The following is a 13,718-nucleotide window of genomic DNA, read 5'->3' on the forward strand; positions in this document are numbered from 1 at the left end:
TTTGGGGTGGCTCCTTCCTAGGCCATGGGCCTTTCGCCCGGGTTTCCCGGTGCAGGCTTTCCAAGGCCAGGGTTAATGCATCAACTTTAACGTGCAAGGTCTTGGCAAGACGTCAGAACGTCCGCCCGGTGCCCTGAAGCACGCCATGTTCCATGGCATAGCGGGTCAGCCCGGCAGTGGAAGAAATGCCGAGCTTTTTCTTGATGTTCTTGCGGTGCGTCTCGACCGTGCGCACGGAGATGTCGAGGGCGATGGCCACTTCCTTGTTCGACTTGCCCTGCGCCAGCTGCAGCAGGATCGTCTGTTCGCGGTTGGTCAGGTGAGAACCTCCGGTCTGCGGCGCCAGGCTGCCCTGCGCGCCGGTGCAGAGATAGCGCTCGCCGGCCATGACCGCGTCGATGGCGGACTTGATCGCATCGGTCGGCACGTCCTTGAGGACATAGCCCATGGCGCCATGATCGAGGGCGGTAGAGATGTATTCGGGACTGTCGTGCATCGACAGGATCAGGATGCGCAGGTCGGGGTGGTTCTCCAGAAGGATCTCGCAGGCGGTCAGCCCGCCCATCTCTGGCATGTTGAGATCGAGCAGGATCACGTCGGGCTGCACCTCCGGCACGGCGGCGATGATCTCGCGCCCGTTGCGATAGGTGCCCACCACCGAGAGGTCGTCGAAGCTCTCCAGGATCGCCTCGATCCCGTCGGCCACCATCGGGTGATCGTCGACGATGGCGACGCGCACCGGGGCGGCAGGAGGGATGACGTCGGGCGACATGGCGGCGGGAGAGCGTTCAGTCATGCACGTTCCTTTCCGGTGGTCCCCTTCGGCGCGGTGGCGGAAGGGTCGATGATATGTTTCAGGGGCACCGTGACCTCGATCGTGGTGCCGCCCTTGCCCGAGGTGATGCGCAGCGTGCCCTCGAGCTGTTCGACGCGTTCCTGCATGTTGCGCAGGCCGATGCCGGTGCCGCTGCCCGCCGTGCCCGGTGCCGGCTCGAAGCCGCAGCCGTTGTCGGTGATCCGCAGCGTGGCGCCGGTGGGCCGGCCGCGCAGGTCCATCGCCAGGTGGCTGGCACCGGAGTGGCGCTCGACGTTGGTCAGCGCCTCCTGGGCAATGCGATAGAGCGAGATCTTGGTGTCGTTGTCCAGCCGGTTGCGGAAGACGACCGTGGTGAACTCGGTTTCGATGCCGGTTCTGGCGCCGAAATCCTCGACCAGCGCCTTGAGAGCGGGCCCGAGGCCGAGATCGTCGAGCACCCCTGGGCGCAGGTCGCGGCTGATGCGGCGCACCTCCTGGATCGCCTCGCTCAGGCCCTCGGTGCCGCGTTCGAGGGTCTCGGCGGCGCGCGGATCGCCGGCGGCATAGCGGCGGCGGGCGCTGTCGAGGGCATAGCGGACACCGACGAGCAGCTGGCTGATGCCGTCGTGCAGCTCGCGCGCGACGCGGCCGCGCTCCTCCTCCTGGGCATCGAAGACCCGCTGGGTCAGCTCCTTGAGCTTGGCGTCGGCCAGACGGCGCTCGCGGATGTTGATCAGCATGCCGGAGGCAAAGACCAGCACCAGCGCCGCGGCCGTGATCCCGGAGATGTAGAGGAAGGTGCGGCGCACCCGCATTTCCACGTCGGCGCGGGCGGCGGCGGTGGAGGCCAGCACGTCATCGATGAAGACGCCGGTGCCCATGGCCCATTTCCAGGAATGCAGGGGAGAGATGTAGGAGACCATCAGGGCCTCTTCGCCAGTCGAGGGCTTCGGCCAGAGATGGGTGACGAAGCCGGTGCCGTCGCGGGCGGTCTCGATGAAGTCCTGCACCACCTTGCGGCCGTCGCCGTCCTCGAGATCCCAGTAGTTGTTGTTGATCATCCAGGTCTGGCGTGGCGAGACCAGGTTGTTGCCGTCGTAATCGTAGACGAAGAAGAACCCTTCGTCGCCGTATGTCATGGCCGAGAGGATCTGTTTCACATGCTGCTGGGCCTCGGCGTCGTCGGGGCCGGCCATGCCGTAGACATAGTTGAACCCGTTGCGGGCCTGGGTGACATAGTTGCGCAGCTCGGCCTTCTTTGCCTCGATCATCTGCCGCTCCAGCGCCGCGATCTCGCGTTCCGAGAGGGCGCGCGACTGATCGGCGACCAGCACGGAAATTGCGCCCACCGCGAGGATCAGCGGCAGGGTGGCCAGCAGGAAGAGCTTCTGCCCGTAAGAGAGGTTGAGACGCCGCGTGAGGATGCCCATGGGACACCATTCTAGGTGGCATACGGTGCGATTCCCAGATGTGAGAGTGTGCAGAGGCGCAACGTTTCGGGTTCGGTAATGGCGCAGGATTCAGTCGCCGCGGCGCAGAATTCGTTGTTATTTCGATCAATAAATCCCGTTCACATAGTAATTTTCGCAAAAATGGCCGGCGATTTACGTAGTCTTTGGTATTTCGCGCCTGCAACCCGGCCGGTAGTGTCGCCTGCACTGAAACGATCCGCTGCGGGGACGGGAGACCTCGCGGCACTCACTACCGGAGGAGATATTGATGGATCGTCGTTCCTTTCTGAAAACGTCCGCCCTGGGCGGTTCGGCCGCTGCGGCCACCACGCTGGCCGCACCGGCCTATGCGCAGGGCCAGGTCAAGCTGACCATGGTCACCACCTGGCCGCGCGGCCTCGCCGGCGTGTGGGATTCCGTCGAGCGTTTCGCCAACAACGTCAACGACATGTCCGACGGCTCGATCGTCGTGGAAGCCAAGGCGGCAGGTGAACTGGTGGGCGCACTGGAGGTCTTTGACGCCGTGACCTCGGGGCAGGCCGACATGTACCACGGGGCCGATTACTACTTTGTCGGCCAGCATCCGGCCTGGGCCTATTTCACCACCGTGCCCTTTGGCATGACGGCGCCGGAAATGATGACCTGGTACTATGCCAACGGCGGCATGGAGAAGCACCACGAGCTTGGCGAGATCTTTGGCCTGAAGAGCTTCCTTGCCGGTCAGACGGCCGCGCAGGGCGGCGGCTGGTTCCGCGAGCCGATCATTTCGGTCGACGATTTCAAGGGCCTGAAGTTCCGCATGCCGGGCCTGGGCGGCCAGGCACTGGCCAAGCTGGGCGCCTCGGTGCAGGTGATCCCGGGCGGCGAGATCTACCAGGCGCTCTCGACCGGGGCACTCGACGCCACCGAATGGATCGGCCCCTGGTCGGACGAAAAGCTGGGCCTGCAGGAAGTCTGCAAGAACTACTATCCGGCCGGGTTCCACGAGCCGGGCGCGGCGCTCTCGGTGGCCTGCAACCTCGAGGTCTTCAACAACATGACCCCGGCACAGCAGAAGATCATCGAAGTGGCGGCCGGCGAGGCGCATCAGCACAACTACTCGCTCTTCATCGCCAACAACGGCCCGGCGCTGGATCGCCTGCGCTCCACCGGGATCCAGGTGCAGGAATTCCCCGACGAGGTCTGGGATGCCTATGGCTCGGCCTCGAAAGAGGTGCTCGACGGCTTCATGGACGACGAGATCTTTGCCGCCATCCGCGAGAGCGCTGAGGCCTCGATGAAATCCGCCTCCGGTTGGATGTCGGTTTCCGACAGCGCCTATACCGCCCAGCGGAACCGCGTGAACGGCTAAGAAATACCATAACGATAACAACGGGCTGTGCATCGCAATTGATGTGCAGCCCTTTGCGAAAAGGGGGAAGCGATGCTGAACGGTCTCACCTGGCTGGTGACCCAGATCGCGTTGGGTTTCTATCACATCGCCTATGCGGTGACACATCCGTCGATGTGGCTGGACTGGTCCGACAAGGAATCCCTGATCCGCTTCATCTACTACGGCGGATCGGTCGAGCTGTTCTTTGCGGTCTTCGACATCGTACTTGTCCTCACGATCATCGGCTTGATCTGGCGCCCCTTCATGTGGGGCTGCGTGCGCGGCATGGAGGGCTTTGCCAACGTGGTGGGGCGCACAGCCGCCTGGGCCGGGCTGATCATGGTGGGCCAGCAGATCCTGGTGGTCTTCGCGCAGGCGATCTTCCGCATGGGCGAAATCACCATCTCGCCCTTCGGCGTCGGCTTTACCCAGTCCGTCGGCTGGTTCAGCGAGGGGCTGAAGCTGTGGAACGCCGTCGTGGTGGCGCTCTGCGTCAGCTACACCTTCGTGCAGGGCGGGCACGTGCGCGTCGACCTGATCTATGCCCCGGTCCGGTTCCGCACCAAGAAGGTGATCGACATGTTCGGATCGCTCTTCTTCATGATCCCCGTCGCAACCATCGCCTGGATGTACTCCTGGTACTTCCTCTGGCGCCACCTGATCACGCCCAAGGTTTCGGCCAGTGACCAGCTGGAGATGCTGATGCGCAAGTCGCGCATCGTCAAATGGAACGTCGAGACCATCGGCTTCAGCCCGGATGGTTTCAACGCCTACTTTCTCTTCAAGATCCTCATCCTGTGCTTCGTCGCCCTGGTCTTCATCCAGGCCATCGCCTTCTTCTACCGCTCGTACCTCGAGTTCGTGGAAGGCGAGGACTCCGAAGGCAAGTACCTCGACCGAGACACTCTCGGCGCCGGGGAAGAAGCCTACGAAGGCACACATTAAGGGGACAGGTACATCATGCTTTTTGGACTAGACGGCGTCGAGATCGGCCTGATCATCGTCTTTCTCAGCCTTTTCGCGGGGATCCTCTCGGGCTTCCCCGTGGCCTTCGCAATTCCCGGTGCGGGTCTCTTTGCCTTCGCCATCATCTCGATGCTGGATACCAACGGCATCCTGGTGCACCAGTCGGTGGACACTGCCAGCCAGGCCTATCAGGATCTGGTCGCCTCGGGGGTGGCACAGCATTCCATATCGCTGTTCCGCTATCCCGACCTGCCCACCATCGCGCAGCCCGTCTTTGAACGCGGCTGGGAAACGGCGATGGACCGCAACCTCAGCTTCCTCGTCAACCGGATGAACGAACGGGTCTTTGCCGGCCAGTCGATCGAGACGCTGCTGGCGGTACTGATGTTCGTGATGATGGGCATCACGCTGGAGCGTTCAAAGATCGCCAACGACCTGCTGACGACCATGGCGCGGATCTTCGGCCCGCTGCCCGGCGGCCTCGCCGTCTCGGTGGTGGTGGTGGGGGCCTTCCTCGCCGCCTCGACGGGGATCGTGGGCGCGACGGTGGTGACCATGGGCCTGCTCTCGCTGCCCACAATGCTGCGCAACGGTTATTCGCCGGAGCTCTCGACTGGCGTCATCGCGGCCTCAGGCACGCTGGGGCAGATCATTCCGCCCTCGATCGTGATCGTGCTTCTGGGCACCCTGGCGGGCGATCTTTATTCCGCGGCCCAGCAGACCCGGGCACAGATGGCCGGATGCCAGGATGCGCTGACCTACCTTGGCGAACCGGCGGTGGTTTCGGTGGGCACGCTCTTCCAGGCGGCGATGCTGCCGGGGATCCTGCTGGCGGTGCTCTATGCGCTCTATGCCTTCGTTTATGCGCTGATCAATCCGTCCAAGGCCCCGGCAGTACATACCCCGGCGGCGGGCGGCGGCATTCCCGGGTTCACCCGCAATCACGGGCTGATCTGGTTCGCGGTGGTGCCGGCGCTGCTGATCGGAGGCGCGCTGGCGTTCAACACCCTCGGGCTTGTCGGGTCGCAGGACCTGAGCGTGGCGAACTTCTCCCAGGGCGGTGACACGGCGCTGCTGCGCACCAACGTGAGCGAGGCCTGCCAGGCCGCGATGATCGAGTTGCACGGACAGGCGAAATGGGACCTGGCCGTGGCCCAGCAGCAGGCCATCGAGGCCGCCGGCGGTGTCGATACCGGCCACAGGCTGAGCGCCGAGGAAATGGAGGCGGCACGCCAGGCCAAGCTGGCCGCTGCAGCCCCCATCGGCACCGGCGTGGCGGTGATCCTGGTCGCGCTCGGCCTGGTGCTTGCCGCGGCGCGGGGGGCCAAGCCCTATGCCCCGGCGGCACCGCTGCTGATCGGCGGGGCAGGGCTGGTGCTGGCGGCGCTGCTCGATGTGCTCTTCATCACGCCCACCACCTCGGCCGGGGTGACCCTGCTGATCCTCGCGATCCCGCTGATCATGGCGCTCTGGGGCTGCAAGCATGCCGCCCTGCGCCTGGCCGAGATCGAGCTGATCCGTGTGGTCTTCCCGCCGCTCGTGCTGATCGTGGCGGTGCTTGGCTCGATCCTGGGCGGCATCACCAATCCGACGCCGGCAGCGGCGCTCGGGGCGGGCGGCGCGATCATGCTGGCGGCCTATCGCAAGCTGCGCGAGCAGGGACGCGATCCGTGGATCATCATCTGGACCACCTTTGCCGTGGCGGCGATGATCCTGCTGGGGGCCAATTTCGACCTGCGCATCAACCAGGAGGTCGTGCCGCTCGAGAGCTGGCTCGCATATCTGGCGGCGGCGGCCTGCTTCATGTTTGCCTGCTTCGGCCTGGCCTATTCCGGCTATACGCTCTATCGCACGGCGGTTCTGACGCCCGTGGTGCGCGAGACGGCCAAGGTGACGTCGATGGTCTTCACCATCCTGGTGGGCTCGCAGCTGCTGAACCTGGTGATCATCTCCTTCGGGGGCGAGGCCTATATCCAGGACTTCCTGCGCAGCTTCGACAACGAATTCACCGTCTTCCTGATCGTGATGCTGGTGCTCTTCGTGCTGGGCTTCGTGCTGGATTTCCTCGAGATCATCTACATCGTCATCCCGATCGTGGGGCCGATCATCTATGGCGGCACCTTCGATCCCAAGTGGGTGACGATCATGATCGCGGTGAACCTGCAGACCAGCTTCCTGACGCCGCCCTTCGGTTTCGCGCTCTTCTACCTGCGTGGCGTGGCTTCGGCGAGCGTGACGACGGGCCATATCTATCGCGGGATCATCCCCTTCGTGGGCATCCAGGTGCTGGGGCTGGCGCTGCTGTGGTTCGTGCCGCAGATCGTCACCATCGTGCCGGCGCTGATGGGTAACTGAGACGCGACCCCGGCTCGCGACCCGAAAGGCAGAAACGGCCCGGCAAAATGCCGGGCCGTTCGCGTTCATGTCTGCTGTCGGGCCCGCTGTCGGGCGCGGGATCAGCGCACCACGGTGACGACTTCGCGGGTCTGCGGGTCCACCAGCACCGGATGCTGTTCCGTGTAGACATAGGAATACTGGCTGTTGGGCACCGGCGTCAGTTGCACGGTATCGGGCACCACATAGCCGGCCACGGCCTGGCCGTTCATCGGCACGACCTGCACGGGGTGCTTCTCGACATAGGTGATCGTCTTGGTGTCGGGCGTCAGGTGGTTGCCGGCGGTGGCGCCGACCGCAGCCCCCACGACGGCCCCCACGGGGCCACCCACGATGGCGCCGGTCGCGGCGCCGGCCACCATGCCGCCGGTGGCGTTTTCATGGCGTTCCGCGCTGTTGTCGGTGGTGATGACGGTGGTCTGGGCGGCGGCGGCCCCGGCGATCAGCGTGCTGCCGGCAACGGCGGCGAGAATGGCTTTCTTGAACATGTCGTTTCCTTTCCTTGAGGTGGCGCGGCTGGGCGCATCCCCGGGCTGGGCCTTGGGGGCTGGCCCCCTTGGCGGTGCATGGATGGACAACAGCCGGGCCGCGCCCCGGGGTCCGGTGCGGCGGGAAATGGCAGGGAAATGGCGGGGATCCGCCGCAATCGGTGCCTCGCGGAGCCTTTCGGGCGGCGGAAAGCCGCGGGTTCCCTGCGCGGGAGGGGAAAAGCCCCGGACGCGGTGGATCAGGCGGTGAACTGCAGCAGGTCCCAGCGGTTGCCGAAGGGATCGCGCCAGATCGCGACCTTGGCATAGGGTTCCTCGCGCGGCGCTTCCTCGAAGGTCACGCCATTGGCCAGCATCCTGGCATGGTCGCGATCGAAATCGTCGGTGGCCAGGAAGAAGCCCACGCGCCCGCCGGTCTGGTTGCCGGTGGCCGCGATCTGCTCCGGGCCGTCGGCCCGGGCCAGCAGCAGGCGGGTTTCGCCGCCCGGCGGGGCGATCAGCACCCAGCGCTTGGTCTCGGAGAGGCGGGTGTCCTCGATCAGGGCAAAGCCGGCGCGGTTGACATAGAAGTCGATGGCGGCGTCGTAGTCGGGCACCAGAAGGGCCACGGCGTGGATGCGTGAGGGCATGGGATCTCCGGTCGCGATGGGCCCGAAGGATGCGACAGGCCAGGTTGGCGGGTCTTTTCGGTGGCCCTCAGCGGCGGGGCGCGCGGGTATCGGGCAGGGTGATGTTGGCCACCTGCTCGGCAATCGGATCGCTCTTCAGCGGATGGGTGGTGGCATCGTAATCATGCGGGTCACGCATCCGTTCCCAGCGTCCGCCGTGATAGAGCTCGAGGCCCGAGAACTTGCACTTGTAGCCCATCTTGGGCGAGCCGGGCACCCAATATCCCAGGTAGACATAGGGTAGGCCGGCCTGGCGCGCGATCTCGATATGGTCGAGGATCAGGTATGTGCCGAGGCTGTCGCGCTCGCGTGCGGGATCGTAGAAGGAATAGACCATCGACACCCCGTCATCGAGCACGTCGGTCAGCGAGGCCGCGCGCAGGCCGCCATCGGGGTCGACATATTCCACGACGCGGGTGCGGATCGGGGTTTCCTCGATCATCGCGGCAAATTCGAAGACATCCATGTCGGCCATGCCGCCATCGGCATGACGGCTGTCGAGGTAACGCCGGAAAAGCGTATACTGCTCCTCGGTGGCCCAGGGCGAGCTGGCGCGGCGGTCGAGGTCGCGGTTGCGGTTCGTGGTGCGGCGCTGGCTCTTCGAGGGCTTGAAGGCCGAGACATCGATCCGGGCCGAAAGGCAGGCGGCGCAATCGGCGCAGGAGGGCCGGTAGAGCACGTTCTGAGACCGGCGGAAGCCCTGCTTGGAAAGCGAGTTGTTCAGCTGATCCGCGGCGTCCCCCTGCAGCGACGTGAACAGCTTACGCTCCATCCTCCCCTCGAGGTAGGGGCACGGCTGGGGGGCTGTCACGTAGAACTGCGGTGCAAGCGGAAGGGAATGGCGCATGGAAACCCGGTGTCTCGTCGATGGGCAACGGAGTGACGCTGCCGGAAGCTACGATAGCAAGCGAACCCCGGCGCGCCAAGCCCCGTGATCAATCACGTTTGAGGCAAGATCCGATTAACGGCCGTCGTGCCCAGGATCGAGTCCGTCAAACCCTGCTTCTGATGGGTCAGCACCATCATGATCACCGAGATCAGCTGGAGCGGTGCGATGGCAAAGGAGACGTAATAGCCCAGGGTGTGCAGGAAGGCCTCGGAGGCGTCGAGCGTGTCGCCGTCCATGCGGCGCAACTCGATCGACATGATGCGCATGCCCCAGGTCGAGCTCTTGGAGGCGATGGTCATCAGGCGGTAGAAGAAGCCCGCCACCAGGAACAGCACCGGAAAGAAGAAGGCGCCGATGAAGGCGGTCAGCGGGATCAGGATCAGCGACACGATGGTGACGATGATGATGTCGATCACCCAGGCGATGCCGCGCTTGATCGGCACGCTGTCATAGAGCTGAGGCATGGAGACGGGATCGGGCAGGGCGGAATACATCGGGTCTTGCCTTGGTTTTCTGAAAGGGGACTGGGCGGCGCGGGCCGGGCCCGGCAGGGGGAGGGGGTGGGAAGAAAACGGCCCCGCATCGAGGGGGCCGAGACCATGAGTCAGGGCTGAGCGTCAGTCTGCGGCGGGAGGGGGCCGCAGGGCAAGCCCTGCAGCGCCCGCCGGAGGGCTCAGTAGCCGGTGCCGGGCTGGTTGTCCGGGGAAGGGCCGCGCATGTCGGAGCGGGGTGCCTCGCCCTCGGGGCTGGCAGCGCGTTCAGACGCAGCCTTGCGGGCGCGGTCGTCCATGAACTGGTCGAACTCGGCCTTGTCCTTGGCGGCGCGGAGCCGTTCCAGGAAGGCCTGGAAGCTGTCCTGTTCCTCTTCGAGGCGGCGCAGGGTTTCTTCCTTGTAGGCGTCGAAGGCGGAGTTGCCGCTGGAGCGCATGGCGTTGAAGCCGGCGCGGTGCATGGACGGGTTGCCGTAGCGGCCGCCGCGGCGGCAGGATTTGCGGAACATGTGTTTTCCCCAGAGCATGTAGAACAGGATTGCGAGGCCGACGGGCCAGAAGACGACGAAACCCACCACCATCAAGGCGATCCAGGCTCCCTTGCCCTTGCTGTCCAGCCAGTCTTCCGCCTGACCGAACCACGTCCTGGGACGCGGAGGCGAGGCGGTCGTGTCATAGTGCGCGGTGGCGGGTGTCATATGTCTCTCTCCGAATTGGACAACCGTTGAAGGTCAATGTGAATGCTTTTCACATTACAACAGATGGCCACTCCGGCGACGCGCACAAGAGGGGATGTGAATGTTTTTTACATTGGGGTGATTTACGAAGTAAAATCAGCCTGTTGCGCACCGGTCATGCCCGGCAGGACATGCGCGTCCATGCCGAAGACGTGGCGCGGCGTGCCGGCGGCTGCCCAGATACGGTCAAAGTCGAGCAGCCGCGGATCGAGGAAGGCGCGGATCGGGTTCAGGTGTCCCACGGGCGACACGCCGCCGATGGCAAAACCCGTCTGGGCACGGATCAGTGCGGCATCGGCCTTGCCCAGGGGCTCTCCGGCGACGGCACTGGCCTTGTCCGTGTCCACCCGGTTTCCGCCGGCGGTCAGGAACAGGATGGCCTCGCCGCTGTCTTCACCGTGAAAGATGATCGACTTGGCGATCTGGTCGATCTCGCAGCCCACGGCATCGGCGGCCTGCCGTGCGGTGCGGGTCTCGCCAAGCTCGAGGATCTCGGTCTCGATCCCGGCCTCTTCCAGGGCGCGGGCCACGCGTTTCATGCTCTTGCTCATGGGCCTCTCCGGATGTTCCGCAGGGCGCAAGGTGCCAGAGCCCGCGGGGATTGACCAGAGCGCGCCCGCGCCACAATGTCCGGCCATGAACAATACAATGACAGACCATCTCGACATCACCCGCCTGCCACGCCCGCATGATGCCGGGCGCGGCGCCGAGGCCCGCGCCATGGTGCCTGCGCTCGGGGGCGATCTTGCCGCGCTTGTCGAAGGGGCGGCGGGCTGCAGCCCCTATCTTGCCGGGCTGATCGCCAAGGAGGGAGACTGGCTGCAGGACGCGCTGCAGGCGCCCATGGCCGCCCTTGGCGTCGAGGCCGCGCGGCTGCAGCAGGTGGCGCCCGAGCAGGTGGGCACGGAGCTGCGTCGCGGCAAGCATCGCCTGGCGCTGCTGGTGGCGCTGGCCGATCTCTGCGGGGCCTGGCCGCTGGAAAAGGTCACGGGCGCGTTGACGGATTTCGCCGATCTTGCGGTGCAGCTGTCGCTGCGTGCCGCGCTCTCGCGCGAGATCCGGCGCGGCAAGTTGCCCGGCATGGCCGAGGAGGACCTCGAGACCGGCGCCGGGCTGGTGATGCTGGCCATGGGCAAGATGGGCGCCGGAGAGCTGAACTATTCCTCCGATATCGATATCATCGCGCTCTATGACGAGGGCCGGTATTCTCACGACGACCTGCTCGAGGCGCGGCCGGCGCTGGTGCGGGCGACGCGCACCATGGCGGCCACGATGAATGACATCACCGCCGAGGGCTATGTCTTTCGCACCGACCTGCGGCTCAGGCCGGATCCCTCTGTCACGCCGGTCTGCATGGGCATGGACGCGGCCGAACGCTACTACGAGAGCCTCGGGCGCACATGGGAGCGCGCCGCCTATATCAAGGCCCGGCCCTGCGCCGGCGATATCGCGGCGGGCGATCGCTTTCTCGACGAGATGCGGCCCTTCGTCTGGCGCCGGCACCTGGATTTCGCGGCCATCGAGGATGCCCATGCGGTGCGCCTGGCGATCCGGCAGAACAAGGGCTATTTCGGTCCTCTGCAGGTCGAGGGGCACGACATGAAGCTGGGCCGCGGCGGCATCCGCGAGATCGAGTTCTTTGCCCAGTTCCATCAGCTGATCGCCGGGGGCCGCGATCCCTCGCTGCGGCTGCGCGGCACGGTGCCGGCGCTGGCCCAGCTCGTCGAGCGCGGCTGGATCCCTGTGGAGACGGCAGAGGTTCTGACCGACCACTACCGCTTTCACCGCGAGGTCGAGCACCGGGTGCAGATGATCAATGACGCCCAGACGCACCTGTTGCCCAAGACGGGCGAGGGCGTGGCGCGGCTGGCCGCCTTCATGGGGCGGGACGAGGCCGGGCTGCGGCGCGAGATCCTCGACCGGCTGGAGGAGGTACACGCGGTCACCGAGGCCTTCTTTGCCCCCGAGGCCGGCACCGGGGACAAGGCCGCGGCAGGGGCGGCGGCACCGGCAGACATGCCGGCCGATCTTCCGGTCGATCGCGAGGTGCTGCAGCGCTGGCGTGGCTATCCCGCCCTCAGCTCGGACCGGGCGCAGCAGATCTTTGCCCGCCTGCGACCGCAATTGTTGCAGAGCCTGGCGCGTGCCGCCCATCCGGCCGAGGCCGTCAGCGCCTTTGACGGGTTCCTGCGCGGGCTACCCGCCGGGGTCCAGCTGTTCTCCCTCTTCGAGGCGAACCCGCAACTGATTGACCTGATTGGGGACATCTGCGGCACGGCGCCCGATCTGGCGCTGTATCTCAGCCGCAATTCCGGGGTTTTCGATGCCGTCATCGGGGGCGGGTTCTTCTCGGACTGGCCCGGCACCGCCGCGCTTTGCAAAGAGCTGACGTTGGTTTTGCAAAGCGAAGAGGATTACGAGCGCAAGCTCGATGCCGCCCGCCGCTGGGCCAAGGAATGGCACTTCCGGATCGGCGTGCACCATTTGCGCGGCCTGATTCCCCCCGAGGAAGCCGGCCATGAATATGCCGACCTTGCCGAGGTGGTTCTGCGCTGTCTCTGGCCCGTGGTCCGCGCCGAGTTTGCCACCCGCCACGGGCCCTGTCCCGGGCGTGGGGCGGTTGTCATGGGCATGGGCTCGCTCGGCGCCGGGCGGCTCAATGCGCGCTCCGACCTGGACCTGATCGTGATCTACGATGCCGATGGGCAGGAAAGCTCCGAGGGGCGCCGCCCGCTGCCGGCGCGCACCTATTTCGCGCGTCTGACACAGGCGCTGGTCACCGCGCTCTCGGCGCCCACGGCCGAGGGCCGCCTCTACGAGGTCGACATGCGCCTGCGGCCCTCTGGCAACCAGGGGCCGGTGGCCACCAGCTGGCAGAGCTTCCGCGACTATCAGGAGAGCCAGGCCTGGGTCTGGGAACACCTGGCGCTGACAAGGGCGCGGGTGATCGCGGGGCCGGAGGCGCTGGCCGCCGATGTCACGGCCTTCCGCAATGGGCTGATGGCGCGCGGCCGGCCCAAGGGCGAGGTGCTGCGCGAGGTCTCGGAGATGATCGGACGGCTGCACGCCGCCAAGACCCAGACCAGCGACTGGGACGTCAAGACCGGCCCGGGCCGCAACCAGGAGATCGAGCTGATGGCCCAGGCGGGCGGGCTGATCGCGGGGGACCCGAACGGCTGGATTCGCGACGGGCTGAGGCTGGCCTGCGAAAGCGGCTGGATGCACGAGGCCGAAGCCGATACCCTTGGGCGCACCTACCGGCTGCTCTGGAGCATCGGCCAGGTGGGCAAACTGCTCAGCCCGCAGACCCTCGATCCCGAGGCCATCGGCGAGGGCGGGCGGGCCCTGCTGTTGCGCGACAGCGGAGCGCCGGATATCGAGACCCTCCATGCCCAGGTGCTGGCTCAGACAAGGGCATCGGCCGAGGCGATCACGGATTTACTGGCCCGGGAGGCTGAAGAATGAA

General features: G+C 65.8%; 12 protein-coding genes. 4 read left to right on the forward strand and 8 right to left on the reverse strand.

Annotation, left to right across the window (positions count from 1 at the left end; all coding sequences use genetic code 11):
* Window positions 1-112 precede the first annotated feature (112 nt).
* Both AC0WR5_RS08075 and AC0WR5_RS08080 read right to left on the reverse strand, forming a co-directional pair.
* On the reverse strand, window positions 113-772 hold the full coding sequence (locus AC0WR5_RS08075) for a response regulator transcription factor (RefSeq protein WP_475868941.1): 660 nt from the start codon (window positions 770-772) through the stop codon (window positions 113-115).
* A 20-nt stretch (window positions 773-792) separates the two neighbouring features.
* Complete coding sequence (locus tag AC0WR5_RS08080; RefSeq protein ID WP_475868045.1) at window positions 793-2,226, reverse strand: cache domain-containing protein; 1,434 nt, start codon at window positions 2,224-2,226, stop codon at window positions 793-795.
* A 289-nt stretch (window positions 2,227-2,515) separates the two neighbouring features.
* Between AC0WR5_RS08080 and AC0WR5_RS08085 the strand changes: the two genes are divergently transcribed.
* The 3 genes from AC0WR5_RS08085 (at window position 2,516) to AC0WR5_RS08095 (ending at window position 6,940) form a co-directional block, all read left to right on the forward strand.
* On the forward strand, window positions 2,516-3,598 hold the full coding sequence (locus tag AC0WR5_RS08085) for a TRAP transporter substrate-binding protein (RefSeq protein ID WP_475868047.1): 1,083 nt from the start codon (window positions 2,516-2,518) through the stop codon (window positions 3,596-3,598).
* A 72-nt stretch (window positions 3,599-3,670) separates the two neighbouring features.
* Window positions 3,671-4,564 carry a TRAP transporter small permease subunit gene (locus AC0WR5_RS08090; RefSeq protein ID WP_475868049.1) on the forward strand — a complete coding sequence of 298 codons (894 nt, stop codon included), beginning with the start codon at window positions 3,671-3,673 and terminating at the stop codon, window positions 4,562-4,564.
* Window positions 4,565-4,579: 15 nt separating this feature from the next.
* The gene (locus AC0WR5_RS08095) at window positions 4,580-6,940 is read left to right on the forward strand and encodes a TRAP transporter large permease (protein ID WP_475868051.1); all 2,361 of its coding nucleotides are present in this window, start codon (window positions 4,580-4,582) and stop codon (window positions 6,938-6,940) included.
* Between the two features lie 101 nt (window positions 6,941-7,041).
* On the opposite strand, the gene AC0WR5_RS08100 is transcribed toward AC0WR5_RS08095, so the two are convergent.
* From AC0WR5_RS08100 to AC0WR5_RS08125, 6 genes are all read right to left on the reverse strand, one after another.
* Entirely contained in the window at window positions 7,042-7,467 is a 426-nt protein-coding gene (locus tag AC0WR5_RS08100; protein WP_475868052.1) for a DUF1236 domain-containing protein, read from the reverse strand.
* 239 nt (window positions 7,468-7,706) lie between these two features.
* On the reverse strand, window positions 7,707-8,096 hold the full coding sequence (locus tag AC0WR5_RS08105) for a VOC family protein (protein WP_475868054.1): 390 nt from the start codon (window positions 8,094-8,096) through the stop codon (window positions 7,707-7,709).
* A gap of 67 nt (window positions 8,097-8,163) precedes the next feature.
* Window positions 8,164-8,982: an arginyltransferase gene (locus AC0WR5_RS08110; RefSeq protein ID WP_475868056.1), complete on the reverse strand. Its 819-nt coding sequence runs from the start codon at window positions 8,980-8,982 to the stop codon at window positions 8,164-8,166.
* Between the two features lie 92 nt (window positions 8,983-9,074).
* On the reverse strand, window positions 9,075-9,518 hold the full coding sequence (locus tag AC0WR5_RS08115) for an RDD family protein (protein WP_475868058.1): 444 nt from the start codon (window positions 9,516-9,518) through the stop codon (window positions 9,075-9,077).
* A 179-nt stretch (window positions 9,519-9,697) separates the two neighbouring features.
* On the reverse strand, window positions 9,698-10,213 hold the full coding sequence (locus AC0WR5_RS08120; protein ID WP_475868059.1) for a DUF2852 domain-containing protein: 516 nt from the start codon (window positions 10,211-10,213) through the stop codon (window positions 9,698-9,700).
* Window positions 10,214-10,335: 122 nt separating this feature from the next.
* Window positions 10,336-10,803: a YbaK/EbsC family protein gene (locus AC0WR5_RS08125; protein ID WP_475868061.1), complete on the reverse strand. Its 468-nt coding sequence runs from the start codon at window positions 10,801-10,803 to the stop codon at window positions 10,336-10,338.
* Window positions 10,804-10,900: 97 nt separating this feature from the next.
* Between AC0WR5_RS08125 and AC0WR5_RS08130 the strand changes: the two genes are divergently transcribed.
* Entirely contained in the window at window positions 10,901-13,717 is a 2,817-nt protein-coding gene (locus tag AC0WR5_RS08130) for a bifunctional [glutamine synthetase] adenylyltransferase/[glutamine synthetase]-adenylyl-L-tyrosine phosphorylase (protein WP_475868063.1), read from the forward strand.
* The last annotated feature ends 1 nt before the right edge of the window (window position 13,718 follow it).

The sequence above is a fragment of the Pseudooceanicola sp. DL12 genome (assembly GCF_056270665.1).